Here is a 17,605-nt window from a genome sequence, read left to right as displayed (position 1 = left end):
ATCACTTCCGGTGCACAACGAGATCCAACGCGAACCGCACATAGGTGGAGGCGATGTCCTCGGGAGATTCGTCGCCGTCGGGGTTGTACCACTGGGACACCGCCACGCACATGGTCACCACCGCCCGCGCCGCCTCGTGCGGCCGGTTCGTGGCGAAGACTCCGAGTTCAACCCCCGACAGCACCTCGGCATCCACCATACGTTGCAGCGCAACACGTTTCGCCGCGATCGCCGCATAGTTCTCTCCTTCGAGACTGCGCATCTCGCTCGCACCGACGAAGCCCATCTCCTTGCGGTAGCTGTGGTACAGGGTCAACGATTCCACAAGTCGCGAGAACCGCTCGACGGGTTCACCCGGTTCACTTTCGTCTCTCGCTGCGGTGGCGCGGCCAAGCAGATCGGTCATCGTCATGTCGAACAGCGCGACCAACATCGCCTGCTTGCTCGGGTAATAGTTGTACAGAGCGGACACACTCGAGTCGGCCTTCTCGGCGATATCGCGAATGGAACAGCCGTGATATCCCTGATCGACGATGCAGGACAATGCCGCTCGGAGCACAGGGTCCATCCCCGGGTCCGCGAACTCGCGCCAATGCCCGCGGGCGGGCGTATCGTGATCGGCGGTCGTCCGAGTGTCAACGGGGGTACCCGTGGCGAACAGTTCTGTGGGCGAGACCTCGAGCGCCGAAGCGATCTCGTGCAGCCGGTCGACACTCATCGTCGTCCGGCCCTTCTCCAGCGCGGTGATGGTCGCTGGGCTCAGCGCCAGACGCCGCGCCAGCTCACGAAGAGACACACCCGTTGCCTTCCGCACTTCCCGCACGCGGGCGCCGATGTGGACACCAGGGCTGTCCGTACTCCTCGAAACCGACATCTGTTCAGCCTAACGGAACATTACTGTTCGGAAAAGCCGAACAAACCGCTCTAGACAACAGAAAGTAGGACCATGATGATCCCCGTCGAGTACTTCATCGACCCACGCGGAGTTGTGCGTATTCACCTGAACCGACCCGCCGCCTCCAATGCTCTCGATCCCGAACTCGCGTCTGCGCTGGAGGCAGCGATCGAACGCCTCGTCGCCGAGACGAAGGCCCGCGTGGTCGTGCTCTCCGGTGGTGGCAAGAACTTCTGTGCAGGCGGTGATGTCCGACGGATGGCCGAGTCGGACAACACCCCCGAGTTCCTGTCCGATCTCGCTGGCATAGTGCACCGGGCCCTCATCACGCTGGACACCCTGCCGATTCCGGTGGTTGCGGCAGTGCAGGGTTCGGCCGCAGGTGCTGGACTCGGCCTGGTGCTAGCGTCGGATTTTGTCGTCGCGGGCAAGTCCAGCAAGTTTGTCGCCGCATACTCGGCAGTCGGGTTGTCCCCGGACTGCGGCGTCTCGACGCTGCTCCCGCGTGTGGTTGGATTTCGGCGCGCAACTCAGATGTTGCTCGCTGCCAAAGTTCTCGACGCTGACGAGGCACTCGAGTGGGGTTTGATCACCGATGTCGTAGGCGACGATGCGGTGGGTAGCAGGGTGGACGAACTCGTCGAGATCCTCGCCCGTGCACCGTTTCCGGCTGTCGGACAGACACGCCGCCTGGCCCGCGCTTCTTTCGCACGGACCTTCGACGAACACTTGGCCGACGAAGCCGCGACCATCGCCGCGGTCAGTTCGTCGCCCGACGCCGTCATCCGCATCGGACAGTTTGCGGCTCGGTAGGGGCTTCGTCGGCAAGTGGGTCTACTCGACGGCGGTGGCGAAGTGCGTCTTGTCCGCGTCGAGGTTCCATGCCTGAGCCAACAACCCGACCGGTTCCGGTAACAATTCGTTGAGCCGATCCACACTGTTGTCGGCCTCCTCCCAGGGAGAGGTCGCGGCGCGATCAGTCTGACGTTCCAGGTCGAGGTGAAACTGCATGCCGGCGGCCGTCATATCACCGTCGGCGGTAAGCAAACCCCGATCGGTCAGACGTCCGAGCGCGGCTTTGCGTTCGCTGACCGGCCATTCCCGATCGGCCAGCACAGCCGCATTGGGCGGAGTCTCGACGTCGACCTTCGTACCGGTCCCCGCAAACGACTGATGGCACTGGCAACCTGCCACTACTGCTGCGGCCATCATGAGGTGGCATTCACAAGCGTCGATATTGTTCGCGACCAACACTGCGAGGTGGGAATCGCCGCGGAACTCGCGGAGCAGGGCGAAGGCGTGCCAGATGGTCATGTGTGCTTCGGCGGGGTCAGGCCATGGGAGGGCCGAAAATGCGGAGAACAACGGGCGTCCCACGATATCGCGATCTTCTGCAGCCTTGCGCATCAACAGCGCCATCTCGCGCGCCTCAGGGCTGTCGATCCACGATCCCAGGGCGCGCCGGAGCGTGGCGTCGACAACCACTCGCTGCGCGTGCAGGGCTTTGGCGGGAGTGGTCGACTCCCACGCCGGAGGTAGATACCGGCGTACCTTCCCCGGATACCAACCGAAGAAGGTGGCGATCACGGTTTCGACCGGGACCGCACCTAGCGGCGCTGAGCGCGTCGCGAAGTATGTGCTGCCGATGTCAGTCAAGCCAATGCGTTCGTAGGGTTCACGCGTTGCGGGCGCCAGAAGGGGTACCACATAGAACATCTCGCCCAGCCCGACAGCCGGCATGACCAGTCGCCCATCGGCGTAACCGATCATGCGTGAAGCCATTTCTTGCTTGCGGCCATACATGGGCGAACCCGTCGTAGGTCAAACATTCTCGCTCCTTTGTTATTTGAGGTGAACTTGCACCTGAATGCGGTGCACACGCGTCTGAACCCGCACGCCTGAAGTGCTGAGCTGGCGCTGAACCTATCGGTCCTGTGTGGCCAAGGTGCCGAGTGCGGCTTCGAGTGTCGTGGTGTCGTACGTCGCTACGCCGGCTGCAGCATATGGATCACTGTCGATCGTGTCCAACGAATCGTGCTCGCCGAGAATGACCACACCGCCGTCACCGGTTGAGCGTAATCCTGCTGCCAGGAGCACTCCCGCATTCTGCCGCTCAATCAGCCATCCCACGTGCGCTTCTGTCTCTTCCGGCGTCGGTTCGCGCTCGTAGGTGCTGACATGTATGGCGATTTTCATTGTTTGCTCCTTCTTCGGTTGAATCCAAATGCTATGGAGGATCTCCCGTGTTCAGACGGTGGCGGGAGTCGCTGCAGGAGCTCCCAATTCGGAGCGGACTGCACGAGCAACGTCGTCGAGCGCCTCGGATGCGCGACCGAGCACACCCTGCATCGTGAGGAACCCGTGGAAGGTGCCGGGATAGCGTTTGACTGTGGCGCGTACACCAGCGGCGGACAGTTGGGCGCCGTATCGCTCGGCGTCGTCGCGCGTGGGATCTTCTTCGGCGGTCAGCACGAACGCGGGTGGCAAACCACCCAAGTCGCCGGCGTTACTCGGCGCGCAGTATCGATCAAGTCGATCGGCATCCCTACCGATGTACAGTTGCCAGAACTGTTCGCACACACTGGCACTGAGAAATCCTGTGCTGTACTCCGGATTCGATACCCGAAGGTAGACCGTCGGGTAAGCGAGGATCTGCTGCTGAACCACAGCATCGCTCTTGCGGTCGCGAAGCATCTGGGCGACAACGGTGGCGAGAGTCGCTCCGGCGCTGTCGCCGCCTATGGCGATCCGTGCAGCGTCGATCCCGAGTTCGGCAGCATGGGCGTGCACCCACTCCACGGCGGCAAAGCAGTCTTCGCCGGGTACCGGAAACTTGTGCTCCGGTGCAAGTCGGTAGTCGACCGCGATGACAACACAGTCACTGGCCGCCGCCAGGTGGTGGCACCACGCATCGTGACTATCGAGATCGCCGATCGCGAACCCGCCACCATGCAGCCACACGACCGCGGGCGAGGCCGAACCGGCAGTTGGTCGATAGAGGCGCAAAGGGATGTCGCCGTAGGGGCCTCGCGCAGTTGCGTCTTGCACCACTTCGATTTCCGGCGCCGGGGGAGTGGGTGCCGAGGAGAACAGCGTTCGAGTGGTTTCGAGATCATCGAGATCCAGTGGTTGGTCGATGAGCACGTCTTGAAGCTCGCGGGCATCGGGATCGAGGGCCATCGTGGCGCTCCTATTCCTGCGGTGGCGGTAGATGTTGTTGATCGATGGGCGGGTTTCGGCAGCCAAGCGCCCGCCAAGCGCACCAGGATGTATCGACGGTGCGCCGGCGCGACGTGGGCACCAGAGCGGTCGGTTACCGGCGACCGGCGCCAATATGTGATGCTGACAACATTTCTAGCATCGAGTGTCGGAAATAACAAGGCACTAGCCGACTGCGGATCGGACTACCTATTTCGCTCGCGCGCAGCATGGTTCGCGTGAGTATGCGCCAGACGGCCTTCCTCGTCGTAATGCAGCCGACTGTGGGCACCTCAGGTGCTGTGGGTGAACGATGGTTTCATGTCCACAACTTCGCGATAGGGTCACCAATCAGGCAAAAAGCCCGGCCAGTAGACTGGTTGCACCCGAATGAAGTGCGAGGATTACATGGCCGCAGTGCCGCGATCCGTGGGCCGGCCACGAGACGACAACATCGATGATGCTGTGCTGGATGCTGCCATCACCGAGCTGGCCACTCGCGGGTTCCAGAACTTCTCCGTACAACGCGTCGCCAAAGAGGCCGGCGTCGCACGTGCCACCGTGTATCTCCGATGGCCAGAGCGTGACAGCCTGATCACCGATGCGCTTCGACGCACCGAACGCCGAATTCACGTGCCTGATACCGGCACGCTGCAAGGGGACTTGCGTGTCCTGGCGCACGACTGGGCGGAGGTGTTCAACGATTCGCGCCTCAGTTCGGTCTTTGCGCATGTGCTGGCCGAGGGCGAAATGTTCCCGGAAGTAGTCAAAGAGTACAAAAACAAGGCCGCTCTGCCGGCCAATCGCACGGTAGAGCAGGTATTGCGGCGCGCACGACAGCGTGGCGAGCTCCGAGCTGACGTCGAACTCAGAACCGTTGCGCGATGTCTGGTCGGTGCCCTGTGGCTCGAATCCACCTTAACTGACCGACCGCTGTCAGCCGGTTTTGAACGGTCGGTCGTCGGTCTGCTCCTCCACGCCTTGGCTCCTCACCGCAACTGATCCAGCTATCCCTCCTGCCGGTCCCCAAACTCCCCTTGGCGTCGCGGCCGCGTCCGCCCGCGGTCCCGCGTGCTTGCGCGCCCACATTCGAGTTGTTCTAAAGACGTTTGTACGAGCGCAATTCGGTCGCTCTTGAAATACTAGTCACAACACGCTAGAAAGGTGACCTGGCGAGCATGGGGATGCCGTCAAGTGGCCCTTACGGCCGCCGCGCGCAGGTCTCCGCTAATGCCGGGTCGCTGCAGGTTGGCCTCGTGGCCAGCGTCTTGTCAGGCAACATTTCTCATGAGCGTCATCCCCTCGCACGTGTCACACGAGAGATCACAGTTTGGACCCATCGCGGGCAACACTTCACACGTCGACGCCTACTATCGACAGTTCCTTTCGACGATCCGTTGAGTCCGCATCGACTCGACTTCCTCCGCGTAAGTTCTGGGCGGCAATCGGATTGGCGATGATCGCAGCGATCGCGGAGATCCAGGCTCTCATGGTCATTCCGATGATCGGGTTGCTGTCGACCGAGCTGCAGATCTCACCTGCTGCCTCCACGTAGGTACTCCTCTCCACACTCATCGCCGGGGCGGTAGCAATCGGGCCATTGACGCGTCTTGCCTCATCCTTCTGCTGGTGGCGATAATCGTCCCGGTTCTGGGATGTCTTCGGGGCCGAATGATGAGTCGCACCGGACCCCGACCACTTCTGTTCGCCGGTGCAGGAAACCAGGGGACAGGTCGCTCAGCTCTCACGGCTGGCGAAGTCAACCCTTGACTGTCTACGTGATCCTCATTACAGTCCTGATTACCAGACAGTGGTGACTAGTAATCACAACGCACCACCAAATCGTCGGTGGCAGTGATCGACTCGTGGACCACACCTACTGTCACCGCGTCTTTCCCTCGGATCAAACCCGCACGATCTGTCCCGAATGGAGTATTCCCTTGACCACTGAACTCGTCAGAGCAGATGAAGCCCTCGATCTCGAATCGGCGGTCGGAGTCGCCAACCCGGCACTCCTTCTTGCCAGTTTGGTGACGATGACCGGCGATACCTCGCCGATCGAGCGGTATGCGTCACGCCTTCGTCATCATTTTGATGGAACCGGCATCGTTGCCGAGCTCCCCAGCGAAGATGCGCGCGAGCTCCGTGCGTGGGCGATCGAAGCAATGAACAAGTCGCCGGAACGTCTGAATCGGGACGCGTCGGATCTCTCGGATGCTGACTTTGCAGCGCTGTGTTCGGCCCTGGTCGGGTGGACGGTGGCTCCAGAGTCCGCTGAGTTCTACAGGGAGCAGGGCGGATTCGTGCGGTTCGCGCAGACACTCGACCGGACCGCCAAGGCGCCGGAGGGCTTCAAGCTAGCTGTCATGGGTGCGGGGATGGCCGGCATATCGACGGCGATCTCGGCCAAACGGGCCGGGATCGACGTGACTGTTCTGGAATCTCGCCCCGCGCTGGGTGGAGTCTGGTGGAAGAACACGTACCCCGGTGTCGGAGTGGACACGCCCAGCGCGTTCTATTCCTTCCACTTCGAGCTGAACCCTGACTGGAAGAAGGCATTCCCCACGGGTGCCGAGTACCTCGACTACCTGGAAAAGGTGGTCGAGAAGTACGACATCGGCGATACTCTGCAATTCAACTCAACCGTGACCTCGATGACGTGGCTGGAAGACGATCAAGAGTGGGAGATTCGGTACATCGCAGACGGCGAAGAGGCGCTACTCCGCGCCAATGCGGTCGTCACGGCGGCTGGATACTTGACCGGCCCCCAGTTTCCAACTGTTGAAGGACTGAGCAGCTTCGCTGGGACATCGTTTCATTCTTCGGAATGGGACCATTCCTGTGACTTCAAGGGCAAGCGGGTGGCTGTGGTCGGCACCGGGTGCACCAGCGTGCAGATCGTCGACTCGCTCATCGAAGAGGTCAGCAGCCTTTCGGTCTTTCAACGCCAACCTCACTGGGTGATGCCGAGCGCGGGCAAGGACCCGCTCCCTCACGAACATCGGTGGCTCGCAAAAAATTTTCCGTTCTACGTCAACTGGCACCGGCTTCTCACGTTCCTGCCCTCCAGCGACTCCAATTACGAGATGGTCCGTTTCGACGAGAAGTGGGCGTCTGAGCACGACTTGTCGATCAGCCCTCTGAATGACGAGGCCCTGAAAGTGGGACTTTCCTACCTCGACGAAATGTTTGCGGATCGGCCTGATCTGAAAGAGAAGTTGACGCCTTCATTCGCCCCCTGGGGCAAACGGATAATCCGAGATCCAGGCCGCTATTTCGAGGCGTTGAAGTCGGAGAAGTCGGAACTCGTCACGTCGGGTATCACGTCGGTTGTGCCCGAGGGTATCATCGACGGCGAGGGCCGGCTTCACGAGGTGGACATCATCGTCTACGCCACCGGTTTCGAGTTCAAGTACCTTTCACATATCGATATCGCAGGAAAGGGTGGACAGCTGCTCGCGGATGTGTGGCAGGACTCCCCGGCCGCCTATAACGGTTGCCAGGTACCCGGCTTCCCGAACCTGTTCATCACCTCAGGGCCGCACGCCTCGCCCGGACATGGTGGCGGACACAACTTCCCGGTTGAGATGATCGTGCACTACGTAATGGAGTCGTTGCAGCTGCTGTTCGAAACCAATTCGTCGTCGCTAGAGGTCACCGATGCCGCCTTCGACGCCTGGGTGACAGAGATGACCGAGCAGTTGAAAGACTCCATCTGGGCTCGTGAGACACGATCGACGACCTATTACCGGAACTCGAGAGGCGACGTTATTCTGCCCAACCCACTGCGCTTTGAAGACTGGTGGGCACGGTTGCGCCAGCCGGCTGAAACCCACATTGTTCTAAAGTAGAACGGTCGGTCTCGACGAAATGCGCACTCGTCTCACGGCTTGACCGATGTTGTGTTGGTGGTCGTGGCCTCGACAGTTCTTGTGGGGTACCCCGAATCGAGGCCACGACCAGCTACAGCTGCGGGTCGATCTCCCGGGCGCCCCGAGCCCATTGGTTCCGGACCGCCGCCACTCACCGTGCCCGCCTTTCGTCGACTGTTTGAGGACTCCCCTCGAAAATCTAATCAGCGGGCGTTGCGGGATTTCTCTCACACAGACGCGGCTCTGGGTGCAAACGAGTTCGGTCCTAAGGAGATCCGTTAAAGACGGAGATCTCTCAGCTGGCGACCGGCCTCAGGGCTTGCTCGATAAATGCCTGCATTGTCGCGTCGACTGCTCCGAGGTCGACGCGATGCGGAGCGATCACGTACTGCATTCCCGTTCCTCGAGCCATAGCTACCAGCACCACAGCGACTGCTGGGGCGTCGATGTCAGCTCGTATGGTTCGCTGAACTTGGCCTGCGACGAGCAAGTCGGCGAAACGCTTACGAAAGATGTCGTCGAGGACGACGAACACCTCGCGCAGGATGGACTCATCCGGCTGGGCTGCCCCCCACATCGCAAAGAACGCGCGCGCGAAGTCTTCTTCTTCCTCGACCCATTGGAGATAGACGTGCGCCAGTCGCAGCACTGCCTCGAACTTGTTCTCGTAGTGGTCGTTCAGGCGATCTTCGACCACTTTCTGACTCGTAAGGGCGAGTTGCTGGAGTAGGGCGGTTTTCGAGCCGAAGCGATGGTTGACCAGGCCCCGGCTGTAGCCGGCTAGCTCGCCGATATCTGCGACCGAGGTCAGGTCGACGCCGCGGCGGGATATGAGCTGGCGGGCGGCCTCCATCAGCGCCTGCTCGGCGATGCTTCTGCGCTCTTGATGGCTCTGACGCTTTCGGGGCGGAGTAGGGAGCGGAGGTTGCTCACTCGACGTCGGGGTTGACATGGATCACATTGTAGGCGATATTTGCTAAACGCTTATCACGCAAATGTGGCCCGCGGCCTGCGCGTGCCGTCCGAGTCGGACGGGTCCTCGCACAGATCAGGTTCAACCAACACAGAGGAGCTGTCATGCCGAGGGTCTCGCTTGCGCAAAAGTGGGGGGACCGGCTGAGGCTCCCAGCGATCGCGGCACCCATGCTTCACGTCTCCGGACCGGAATTGGTCGCCGCCACCTGCTCCGTTGGAGTGATCGGAAGCTTTCCGACTGCGAACGCGCGCACTGCAGTCGAACTAGATCAGTGGCTGACGCACCTCAAGAGCGAGATCGCGCCCGAGGCGGCTCCGTTCGCAGCGAACTTGATCATGCGGTCTCCGCGATTTACCGAGGACCTCAAACTGTTGGCCCAACACGAGGTCGAGGTGGTGATCACCAGTGTTGGGTCGCCGGAAGCGGCAATCGAGGTGTTGCACGACGTCGGCGCCGTGGTCATGTCCGACGTGGCTACTCTGCGACATGCCCGGCAGGCGGTGGATGCAGGCGCAGACGGATTGGTGCTGCTGACCGCCGGTGCTGGAGGGCAGACCGGCTGGCTCAATCCGTTTGCCTTCGTGCGTGCGGTCCGTGCGTTTTACGAGGGCCCGATCGTCCTGGCCGGCGGGATCAGCGACGGTCGATCTCTCGCGGCGTCAGAGACATTGGGCTGCGACTTCGGTTATATGGGAACGACTTTTCTCGCTACGGAGGAGAGCCGCGCAGCCGCCGAGTACAAGCAGATGCTGGTTGACAGCAGCCTCGACGATGTGATTTTGACCCGCGCGTTTACCGGACTGTCGGCCAACATGCTCGAGGCGTCCATCCGGGCCGCTGGTCTTGATCCGGCACACCTGGACGAAACCGTCACAGTCGACTCAGCCGCCGCGATGTACGGCAGCGGCGGTCACGGCCCCGCCCGCTGGACCCAGGTCTGGAGCGCAGGACATTCGGTGTCGGGGGTTCGCAGCGTCGAACCGGTTGCCGCGGTGATCGAACGGTTGGTCACCGAGTACCGCGTCGCCGTTCGCGAGCGCACCTAAGCCTGCAGCCAGCATCCGCGAACTTCTGTGACACGCACGCTCGGATCAAAGGAAACCTATGACAATCGAGACAGCCGACGGCCAGCCATCGCCCGGGACAACCTCGAATATGTGGGCGAGCGCAACGGTCAGTGAACTGACGATCCGAATCCTCGCCCGGTATCCCTCGCGGATCGCTTTTTCCGATCACGACGGTGAACTCACCTATGCGGCAGCTGCCGATCTGATCGGACGCTTCCAGAGGGTCTTGTCCGTTCGCGGCTTCCGCCGGGGGGACAGAATCGCGCTGCTGTCAGGCAACCGCGCCGAAGCATGGTGCGCAAGCATTGCTGTGCTGGCCAGCGGAATGGTCGCCTCCTGGCTGCACCCGATGGGCTCGTTGGATGATCATCTGTTCCAACTCGACGACTTGGACGCAGTAGCTTGTTTGGTCGATACCCGCCGGCACTGTGAACGCGCCGCACAGCTTGCCGAGTTCGCCGCCGGTACCACGGTGTGGGGTATCGGTCCGAGCGATGAGGTGCCTGATCTGCTGGCTGAGGCACTCGCCGTGGGTGCATCCCGGCCCCACGATGATGCCTGTAGCGACGAGATCGCGATGATCAATTACACAGGCGGCACCACAGGCCGTCCAAAGGGAGCGGTCCGGCGGCACGGCAAGTATGCCTACCAAGCGCTCCTGGGTACCGCCACGGACTTTGAAATCCCCTTCGAAGCACAGTATCTCGTGGTTGCGCCCATGACGCACGTCGCCGGAACGAAGATCCTGCCCGTCCTCTCACGCGGCGGAACGGTCTACTTCGAAGATCGTTTCGACGCTGATCGAGTGCTCGAGGTGATGGCGCGGAACCACATCAGCATGACGTTGATGGTTCCGACGATGATCTACGGTCTACTCGACCATCCAGACCTCGAACGCACCGATCTCAGTGCGCTCGAGCTGCTGCTCTACGGCGCATCTCCGATGTCAGGTGCCCGCCTCGACGAGGGGATCGAACGACTCGGCCCCATCTTCGGCCAGCTCTACGGCCAAACAGAGTGCTACCCGATTTCAATCCTGCGGCGTAACGACCACCTCGATCAAAGCTTGCGGGGATCGTGCGGCGTCCCGGTATCGACAGTGCAAAGCGCGATACTTGACATCGACGGAAACCGCATGTCTCCCGGCGCATCCGGCGAACTGTGCGTACGCGGACCCGGCGTGATGGACGAATATTGGCGCCAACCAGATCAGACCGCTGAAGCGTTCGCAAACGGGTGGCTACACACCGGCGATATCGTCCGCGCCGACGACCGCGGGTACATGACCATCGTCGACAGAATCAAAGACATGATCATCAGCGGCGGGTTCAACATCTTCCCTCGAGAGATCGAAGACGTCCTCGCCAGGCACGAAGCCGTTTCTGCCGCAGCAGTGTTCGGCACTTCTGACGAACGGTGGGGCGAGGCGGTGACCGCTGCGGTGGTCCTGCGTCCCGAGGCCACCGCAACTGTCGAAGACCTCCTGAACCACGTACGCGCATCGAAGGGATCGCTACACACCCCGAAGAACCTGCGAATTGTCGACTCTCTGCCATCGACCGGGGTCGGCAAGATCGACAAGAAGCTCCTCAGCGCGACGTGGTCATCACGCTTCTAGAAACGACACGGTTGAGAACGACGCGGTCCGGACACGACGAGCTTTCAACAGTGGTCGAAACCTGGGATCAAATATCCGCGCCGCGCAGCACGGTCCAACACCCGCATCATGACGAGTGTCCGCTCGTCGCAATGACCGTCCCAACCCCACGTGTGGACGGCATCGACTTTCAACCCGCCGATTCAGGAAGGCAACGCCATGACCACCCGTATGACTGAACATACCCTCGCCGAAAGACTCAACCGGTTACCGGTCCTCACTCGTCTACATAAGGTGTGGGGCGTTCTCGTCACCGCTCTGCTTGTCTTCGAGATGGCCGATCTCAACGCGTTCGCCTACGTGGCACCGACATTGCGCAAGCAGTGGGGGATCTCGGTGGATCAGGTGGCTTGGATAAGTGCCAGCGCCTTCCTTGGGATGGCTGCGGGTTCTTTGGTCGGCGGTTGGCTCGCCGACCGGTTCGGCCGCCAGCGACTGCTCATGTTCGGAACCCTCTTTTACTCGGTGCTCTCGATACTGTCGGCCACCTCTACCGGCCCCCTACAGCTCGGAATTTACCGATTCTTCATCGGTGCAGGCCTTTACGCCGTCACCGTTGCCGCTTTGACCTACGTATCCGAGATGTTCCCACGGATGCACAGAGGCAAAGTCCAGTCGCTGGCTGCGGCCGTCGCTTTTCTCGGGATCCCTTTGATGTCGCTGTTCAGCCGCTGGGTTATCCCCATGGGCGACAACAGTTGGCGTTGGGTATTCGTCTTCGGCGGATTTGGCATGGCTATCAGTCTCGTCGCATGGAGAATGCTCCCTGAGTCGATTCGCTGGCGTGAGCAAAACGACAAGGACACCGAGTCTGCGGCTGACCTCGTCGCGATGCTGGAAACCGAGGCAACCCGTCAAACCGGCAGCCCCCTGCCCGTACCGACGCCGGAACCCGTCGTTCAGGCAGGCAAGGCAGCCGATCTCGTGCGCGGTGGCTTTCTCAGACGAACCGTCGTCATGTCATCGGTCCTGATCTTTGCTACCTCAGCGTTCTACGGCTTCAACTCATGGCTGCCACTGCTTCTCGGTGAGCACGGATTCTCTACCACTGCCAGCTTGAACTACACCACCATCGTGGCCCTGGCCGCCTGCCCCGGCGCACTCCTGGCCAGCGTCCTCATCGAACGCTTCGAACGACGTACCACCGTCATGGTCGTATTCCTGGCCTGTGCACTGTTTCTGCTCCTGGTCGGTTTCACCGACAACGATGTGCTCTTCCTCATCGGCGGAGTGATGGTCAGCTTCCTCCTCTACTGCGCGACCGCGATCCTTTACACCTACATGCCAGAAATCTTTCCTACGCAGCTACGGGCGCTCGGCACCGGGATCCCGAACAGCGGCGGCCGAATCGCAACGGTGTTCTGCATGTTCGTGGTCGCCGAAATCCTCAAACAGATGGGATTCACCTCGGTGTTCGTGTACCTCGCGGTCTCGGTCGGCATCGCCGGCACCATCCTGGGTGTGTTCGGCGAACGCACACGGGGGCGAAGCCTCGAATCAATTGCGGCCGGAGCCAAAACAGCTCCTGTGACAGACCTCGGGGAACAGATCCGCGCGGGACACACCACCGCACCAAAGGTCTAGCAACGCTGCACCAATCGTCTGCGAGTGCTGCGGGTGATCGCCGCACGCTGTGCGTCCACACCTGCGCTCCAGGAACAGGTCACGGTTGCGTCTGTGCGTTCGTCACCGGTGGCGAAAGGCGAAACGTCACTGTTGGTTACATCGATTGACGCCAGATCATCCGGTCTCAACCTGAGTGGGGCAGAACGCGCTGCTGAAGCCGTCAGCAATAGTAGTCCCCGACGTGAGCTATCACTGGACTGATTTAGGTACTGGAGCTCCAGCTAAGAACTAGTGCCTTCGTCTCGATGGATGCCGTTGGTGGGGCGGCAAATTCGGAAGGATTGACACAGGTTCGCCTGATCGCCCGCACACTTCACAAGATAGGATATGGCCATGAGTCTCAAAATCGTCATCACCGGCGCGAGCGGCCATATCGGCGCACGAGTCTGCCAGCGGATCGGCAACGAGAACCATGTAGTCGCGTTGGTTGGTTCTCCGCAGGGTGGGGAGAAAGCCCGTCCAGCGGGCGCGGCAGAGACCCACATCGTGGACCTCGATCAGCCCGAGGGCCTTGCAGACCTGTTCGCGGACGCGGACGCGGTGTGCGTCATCACCGCCGGCGATGCTGGCCCCGACCGCGAGCGCCACGCACTGGAAGCCGCGGCGCAGGCGGGAGTCGGATACGCGGTGAAGTTGTCCAGCGAGTCGGTGACATTGGCAGAGGAGCGGCCCAACGAGCCCGATCCGGTTGCCGCGCGCCACGGCGCCAACGAGGCGGACGTGCAGCGGTTGTTCGATTCCTATGCCATCGTGCGCCCGACCTGGTGGGCGGACCTGGACCAGCTACCTTTCGTCCGGGCGGCGTTGGCGCACGGCGTGTTTGCCTGGCCGCGCCGGAGCACTTCGCTCGCGCCGATCGCGCCCGACGACGTGGCGAGGACGATTGCCGCGCTCCTTCTCGACCCGGTTCGCGGAACGCGCATCCTGCCGCTGACCGGACCGGAGACGCTGACCATCGACGAGATCGCAGTTCGGTATGCCGCCGGCCTCGGCCGCCCGATCGACGTGCTCGACCTGACGCCCGACAGCTATGTCGACTGGTTGACCAAGAACACGCCGATGTCGAAGACGGCAGCGGCGGGCGTTGCAGCGACGCTCATGCCCTTCGCCGATCGCCGCGATGCGCCCGTCAGCGACGCAGTGGAGACCACCACCGGCGACGCGCCGCAGCGGTTCAATGACTACTTGGCCGCAAACTTCTCGGCCGACAACCTGATGGACAAGTGAGGACACGCGATGAAAGCTGCAGCCTACCAACGCAACGGCGAGCCGGACGTGCTCACAATCCATGACATTGCCGACCCGGTAGTCGGCCCGGCCACCGTGCTGATCCGGGTCGCTCACGCAGCACTCCAAGGCGGTGACCTGCTCAGCCGCCGCAATACGCCCCCGCCGGGCGACACCCCGCATGTCGTCGGCTACCAGGCGTCGGGCGTGGTCGAGGCAGTCGGCGCGGAGGTGGCCGGCCTGCGCCCCGGCGACCGGGTGGCAGGCTTTGCCTTCGCTGGGAGCCATGCCGAATTGTTCGCCGTTGGGGACAACCACGCCTATCCAGTACCCGATGGGCTGGACCTGTCTGTGGCCGCGGCGGTACCGGTCGAGTTCGGCACCGCGCATGACGGGCTGTTCGAGTATGGCCGCCTGAAGCCGGGCGAGACGGTGCTGGTGCGGGGTGCTGCGGGCGGCGTCGGCATCGCCGCAGTGCAGCTTGCCCATCAGGCCGGCGCCCGGGTGATCGCGGTTGCGGCGACGTCAGAGCGGCTGAACCGCATCGCCGAACTCGGCGCTGACCACCTGATCGACTATGAGGCAGAGGACGTGGTCGAGCGGGTGAAAGCGCTGACCAACGGTCGCGGCGCTGATCTCGTGCTCGACATGGCGGGCGGCGATCCACTGTTCGGCGCCTGCGCGTTCAAGGGCCGCTATGGCCTGGTCGGAGCGTCGGGCGGCACGTCCACCAAGTTTGGCTTCGAGGACCTCTCGCTGCAGAGCCTCACCGTGTTCAGCTTTGTGTACGGCAAGGAAATGGGCACGCCGCGTGCCCGGGGCGTTATCGCCGAGCTGATGGCGCGTGCCGCGGTGGGTGAGTTGACCATGCCGGTCGAACGATCCTTCTCACTGGCGGATGCAGGCGAAGCTCACGCCTTCGCCGAGAAGGCGCGTCCGCTCGGCCGCGTTCTGCTCGACATGCAGGGGGCGCGATGATGGACGATGCGCGCATCGCCGAATTCTTCGATTCCGTTGGGCAGGTGTCGATTCGGCCCGTGTTCGGTGGCAAGGGCATCTACCTCAACGGCAAGATCATAGCGTTCCAACGCAAGGACGAGCTGCTGGTGAAAGGCGACAAGAAGGCGGCCGCGAAGATCGAGAAGGCCGGCGGTGTGCGCATGTCCTATCGCCGCCGCAAGGGGCGCCGTCAGAAGGTATACCTGCCTTACTGGTCGGTGCCAGAAAGTGCCTACGACGACGCTGACGAGATGGCCCGCTGGGTGAAGATCGGAGTGGACGCGTCAAAACGCGCCGGCAAGTAGAGGGCGGGTGCTGCGCCCGCGGATCTGTCTGCTCGGGCTACATGTGAGTAGTGTTCACGACGATGATTGAAGCGGCGGCTGAGAACGTGTGCGGTAGCACGTAAGGGCGACTCGTGTTGCAATCGTCCGGTGACAAAACGCAGTGTACTAACGTATTACGCTGACAACATTCACGATTGGCAGTCTTGTCGAGGCTTGCCGGACAGTGGTTGGCGGGCAGGTCTTTTCGGGCGCCGCGACGCGCTCATCCTGACCCTGGTGTGCCGACTGGGACTGCCTGTCGCGCGGGTGGGGGAGCTGCGTTGCGGTGACGTGACGGTCGACGTCGCGGTCGGTGTGCTGTATGTCGCTGGCGGACACCACATCACCATCTCGCTCGAGGCAGACAACCCGCACGGGGTGTATTCGGTGTTGCCGCTTCTCGCCGTGGGCACCGGTTCTGAACACCACACCCGCCCGGGCCACCGCTCCGGAGGTGTTCTGGCTCGAGCACTACGACCCCGACGCTGCGTTGCTGCCGACCTTCGACCGGTGGGCAACCCCACCGCACCGATCGGCGACACCACCACTGGCATGAACTCGCGTGCCGTCGACACCTTCCTGCACACTTACCTGCGGGCTCGCCCGGACGGCCGGTGACCCAGCGCACCGAATGGACAACGGGGGTACTTGAGTGCCGCGCCCGCCCCACCGAGAACGCCCCTGCTCCAGTTGTCGCTGTGGAGTTGGACCACACCTATTACAACGCGATCACCGCGCGGCGCCGCGCAGCCGGCGAACTCGAGGACTTCGACGACATCTTCGATGCCCTCGACCAGTAGAGAACAGCACTCCTCGGACGCACCGAGCACCTCCTCGAGGATCCCGATGCACCCTAAGAGTCCGCTCAGTGCGGATCCACCATGCCCGGCTTCTCATAAGCGCACACCGACACGTGCCGCGTCCGCACTGGACTGATTAGACCCGCCCGTGGCCGCAAGGGTTGTGTACCTCGAACACGAAAGAAACCCAGGGCGCAGGGACACCTCGTTTGAATGGCGCTGGAACGAGCGCAGGAGTGGTATAGCGTCTCAGAGCGCACAGCCGAGCGTGGATTCAACGAACTCGACAAAGAGAAGCTACTTCAAACCCACATCCAAAGGTGGCCAACCCCAAGCTCACCAGGTGTGACCCAGTGCCGATACCACCCGCGCACTACATGAACCGTTCAGGACCGACTATCGCCAGCAGCTACAAAGCCAGGCGACAAGCCGAGCCAAAGCCGCTGCGGGAGAAAAGCAATGACTCAACAAGCATCTGATCACGTTCGAGCGGGGTGGCGCGCGGGCATCAGCGTCTGGGCCCATGGTTAGTCTCGTGGGCGTGCTGATCGCGTGGGCCGAGACAGCGGATCACGCCCAGACCTGGACCCGGGCGTGTACCTGATGGCGGCTGCTCTGTGGAGAAGACGATGTCGTTGACCTTCCGTAAAGCCATGGAAGGGCTACGAATTGGGGAACCCAAGGTCCATTGGCGCGGAAGCCAGCACGAACGTCGCGTCACATGGGTGCGCGCTGTCGCAGAGCTCCCGGTCGCCCGCTTCGTCGTTGTCCGCACCGAAGCCGGTGCCAACAACCGCCGACACCGCCGCAGATGCATGGGGTTCCTGCTGCCTGATCTGGCGCACATTCCCTGTTCCACCTTCACTTGGAATCGCGGGGCCAGCTCGACAACAGTGACATGTCGACGTTGAAGATGCGCGAGCTCAGCGGGCGGTGCAGTCGACTCTGCATTGAACACGCGG

General features: G+C 62.1%; 15 protein-coding genes and 1 pseudogene. 10 read left to right on the top strand and 6 right to left on the bottom strand.

Annotated elements, in window-relative coordinates; all coding sequences use genetic code 11:
* Nucleotide 1 precedes the first annotated feature (1 nt).
* Nucleotides 2–544: a TetR/AcrR family transcriptional regulator gene (locus ACSUZC_RS13690; RefSeq protein WP_439033122.1), complete on the bottom strand. Its 543-nt coding sequence runs from the start codon at nucleotides 542–544 to the stop codon at nucleotides 2–4.
* Between the two features lie 168 nt (nucleotides 545–712).
* Nucleotides 713–874, bottom strand: a pseudogene (locus ACSUZC_RS13685) (helix-turn-helix domain-containing protein); the annotation flags it as partial.
* A gap of 72 nt (nucleotides 875–946) precedes the next feature.
* On the opposite strand from ACSUZC_RS13685, the gene ACSUZC_RS13680 reads away from it, so the two are divergent.
* Entirely contained in the window at nucleotides 947–1,708 is a 762-nt protein-coding gene (locus ACSUZC_RS13680; protein ID WP_439029081.1) for an enoyl-CoA hydratase/isomerase family protein, read from the top strand.
* Between the two features lie 21 nt (nucleotides 1,709–1,729).
* On the opposite strand, the gene ACSUZC_RS13675 is transcribed toward ACSUZC_RS13680, so the two are convergent.
* The 3 genes from ACSUZC_RS13675 to ACSUZC_RS13665 all read right to left on the bottom strand — a co-directional run bounded on the left by ACSUZC_RS13675 (nucleotide 1,730) and on the right by ACSUZC_RS13665 (nucleotide 4,075).
* Nucleotides 1,730–2,698: an SCO6745 family protein gene (locus ACSUZC_RS13675; protein ID WP_439029080.1), complete on the bottom strand. Its 969-nt coding sequence runs from the start codon at nucleotides 2,696–2,698 to the stop codon at nucleotides 1,730–1,732.
* A 120-nt stretch (nucleotides 2,699–2,818) separates the two neighbouring features.
* Nucleotides 2,819–3,091: a YciI family protein gene (locus tag ACSUZC_RS13670; RefSeq protein WP_439029079.1), complete on the bottom strand. Its 273-nt coding sequence runs from the start codon at nucleotides 3,089–3,091 to the stop codon at nucleotides 2,819–2,821.
* Between the two features lie 51 nt (nucleotides 3,092–3,142).
* On the bottom strand, nucleotides 3,143–4,075 hold the full coding sequence (locus ACSUZC_RS13665; protein ID WP_439029078.1) for an alpha/beta hydrolase: 933 nt from the start codon (nucleotides 4,073–4,075) through the stop codon (nucleotides 3,143–3,145).
* 426 nt (nucleotides 4,076–4,501) lie between these two features.
* Here ACSUZC_RS13665 and ACSUZC_RS13660 point away from each other — a divergent pair, with 426 nt between their 5' ends.
* Both ACSUZC_RS13660 and ACSUZC_RS13655 read left to right on the top strand, forming a co-directional pair.
* A complete protein-coding gene (locus tag ACSUZC_RS13660; protein WP_439029077.1) occupies nucleotides 4,502–5,095 on the top strand; it encodes a TetR/AcrR family transcriptional regulator in 594 nt (197 codons plus the stop codon).
* Nucleotides 5,096–6,033: 938 nt separating this feature from the next.
* Complete coding sequence (locus tag ACSUZC_RS13655; protein WP_439029076.1) at nucleotides 6,034–7,944, top strand: flavin-containing monooxygenase; 1,911 nt, start codon at nucleotides 6,034–6,036, stop codon at nucleotides 7,942–7,944.
* Between the two features lie 316 nt (nucleotides 7,945–8,260).
* Here the strand turns inward: ACSUZC_RS13655 and ACSUZC_RS13650 are convergent, their stop codons facing one another.
* Nucleotides 8,261–8,917, bottom strand: coding sequence for a TetR/AcrR family transcriptional regulator (locus tag ACSUZC_RS13650; protein ID WP_439029075.1), 657 nt, complete (start codon nucleotides 8,915–8,917; stop codon nucleotides 8,261–8,263).
* A gap of 125 nt (nucleotides 8,918–9,042) precedes the next feature.
* On the opposite strand from ACSUZC_RS13650, the gene ACSUZC_RS13645 reads away from it, so the two are divergent.
* From ACSUZC_RS13645 to ACSUZC_RS13615, 7 genes are all read left to right on the top strand, one after another.
* On the top strand, nucleotides 9,043–9,987 hold the full coding sequence (locus ACSUZC_RS13645) for an NAD(P)H-dependent flavin oxidoreductase (RefSeq protein ID WP_439029074.1): 945 nt from the start codon (nucleotides 9,043–9,045) through the stop codon (nucleotides 9,985–9,987).
* Nucleotides 9,988–10,045: 58 nt separating this feature from the next.
* The gene (locus ACSUZC_RS13640) at nucleotides 10,046–11,626 is read left to right on the top strand and encodes an AMP-binding protein (RefSeq protein ID WP_439029073.1); all 1,581 of its coding nucleotides are present in this window, start codon (nucleotides 10,046–10,048) and stop codon (nucleotides 11,624–11,626) included.
* 198 nt (nucleotides 11,627–11,824) lie between these two features.
* On the top strand, nucleotides 11,825–13,249 hold the full coding sequence (locus ACSUZC_RS13635) for an MFS transporter (protein ID WP_439029072.1): 1,425 nt from the start codon (nucleotides 11,825–11,827) through the stop codon (nucleotides 13,247–13,249).
* 375 nt (nucleotides 13,250–13,624) lie between these two features.
* Nucleotides 13,625–14,518: an NAD(P)H-binding protein gene (locus ACSUZC_RS13630; RefSeq protein ID WP_439029071.1), complete on the top strand. Its 894-nt coding sequence runs from the start codon at nucleotides 13,625–13,627 to the stop codon at nucleotides 14,516–14,518.
* A 9-nt stretch (nucleotides 14,519–14,527) separates the two neighbouring features.
* A complete protein-coding gene (locus ACSUZC_RS13625; RefSeq protein WP_439029070.1) occupies nucleotides 14,528–15,496 on the top strand; it encodes a quinone oxidoreductase family protein in 969 nt (322 codons plus the stop codon).
* Nucleotides 15,493–15,822: a TfoX/Sxy family protein gene (locus ACSUZC_RS13620; RefSeq protein WP_439029069.1), complete on the top strand. Its 330-nt coding sequence runs from the start codon at nucleotides 15,493–15,495 to the stop codon at nucleotides 15,820–15,822. Before ACSUZC_RS13625 ends, ACSUZC_RS13620 begins: the two co-directional genes overlap by 4 nt.
* A 195-nt stretch (nucleotides 15,823–16,017) precedes the next feature.
* Nucleotides 16,018–16,461 carry a hypothetical protein gene (locus ACSUZC_RS13615; protein WP_439029068.1) on the top strand — a complete coding sequence of 148 codons (444 nt, stop codon included), beginning with the start codon at nucleotides 16,018–16,020 and terminating at the stop codon, nucleotides 16,459–16,461.
* Nucleotides 16,462–17,605: the final 1,144 nt, after the last annotated feature.

Source organism: Gordonia terrae (assembly GCF_051789125.1).
Lineage (GTDB): Bacteria > Actinomycetota > Actinomycetes > Mycobacteriales > Mycobacteriaceae > Gordonia > Gordonia terrae_A.
The sequence above is the reverse complement of the archived record's forward strand: the minus strand, read 5'-3'. Positions and strand labels throughout refer to the sequence as shown.

What these genes read in the sequence shown, in the direction of transcription:
- ACSUZC_RS13680 (WP_439029081.1), top strand. Translation starts at nt 947, where the DNA reads ATGATGATCCCCGTCGAGTACTTCATCGACCCACGCGGAGTTGTGCGT.
- ACSUZC_RS13675 (WP_439029080.1), bottom strand. Translation starts at nt 2,698, where the DNA reads ATGTATGGCCGCAAGCAAGAAATGGCTTCACGCATGATCGGTTACGCC.
- ACSUZC_RS13670 (WP_439029079.1), bottom strand. Translation starts at nt 3,091, where the DNA reads ATGAAAATCGCCATACATGTCAGCACCTACGAGCGCGAACCGACGCCG.
- ACSUZC_RS13665 (WP_439029078.1), bottom strand. Translation starts at nt 4,075, where the DNA reads ATGGCCCTCGATCCCGATGCCCGCGAGCTTCAAGACGTGCTCATCGAC.
- ACSUZC_RS13660 (WP_439029077.1), top strand. Translation starts at nt 4,502, where the DNA reads ATGGCCGCAGTGCCGCGATCCGTGGGCCGGCCACGAGACGACAACATC.
- ACSUZC_RS13650 (WP_439029075.1), bottom strand. Translation starts at nt 8,917, where the DNA reads ATGTCAACCCCGACGTCGAGTGAGCAACCTCCGCTCCCTACTCCGCCC.
- ACSUZC_RS13645 (WP_439029074.1), top strand. Translation starts at nt 9,043, where the DNA reads ATGCCGAGGGTCTCGCTTGCGCAAAAGTGGGGGGACCGGCTGAGGCTC.
- ACSUZC_RS13640 (WP_439029073.1), top strand. Translation starts at nt 10,046, where the DNA reads ATGACAATCGAGACAGCCGACGGCCAGCCATCGCCCGGGACAACCTCG.
- ACSUZC_RS13635 (WP_439029072.1), top strand. Translation starts at nt 11,825, where the DNA reads ATGACCACCCGTATGACTGAACATACCCTCGCCGAAAGACTCAACCGG.
- ACSUZC_RS13630 (WP_439029071.1), top strand. Translation starts at nt 13,625, where the DNA reads ATGAGTCTCAAAATCGTCATCACCGGCGCGAGCGGCCATATCGGCGCA.
- ACSUZC_RS13625 (WP_439029070.1), top strand. Translation starts at nt 14,528, where the DNA reads ATGAAAGCTGCAGCCTACCAACGCAACGGCGAGCCGGACGTGCTCACA.
- ACSUZC_RS13620 (WP_439029069.1), top strand. Translation starts at nt 15,493, where the DNA reads ATGATGGACGATGCGCGCATCGCCGAATTCTTCGATTCCGTTGGGCAG.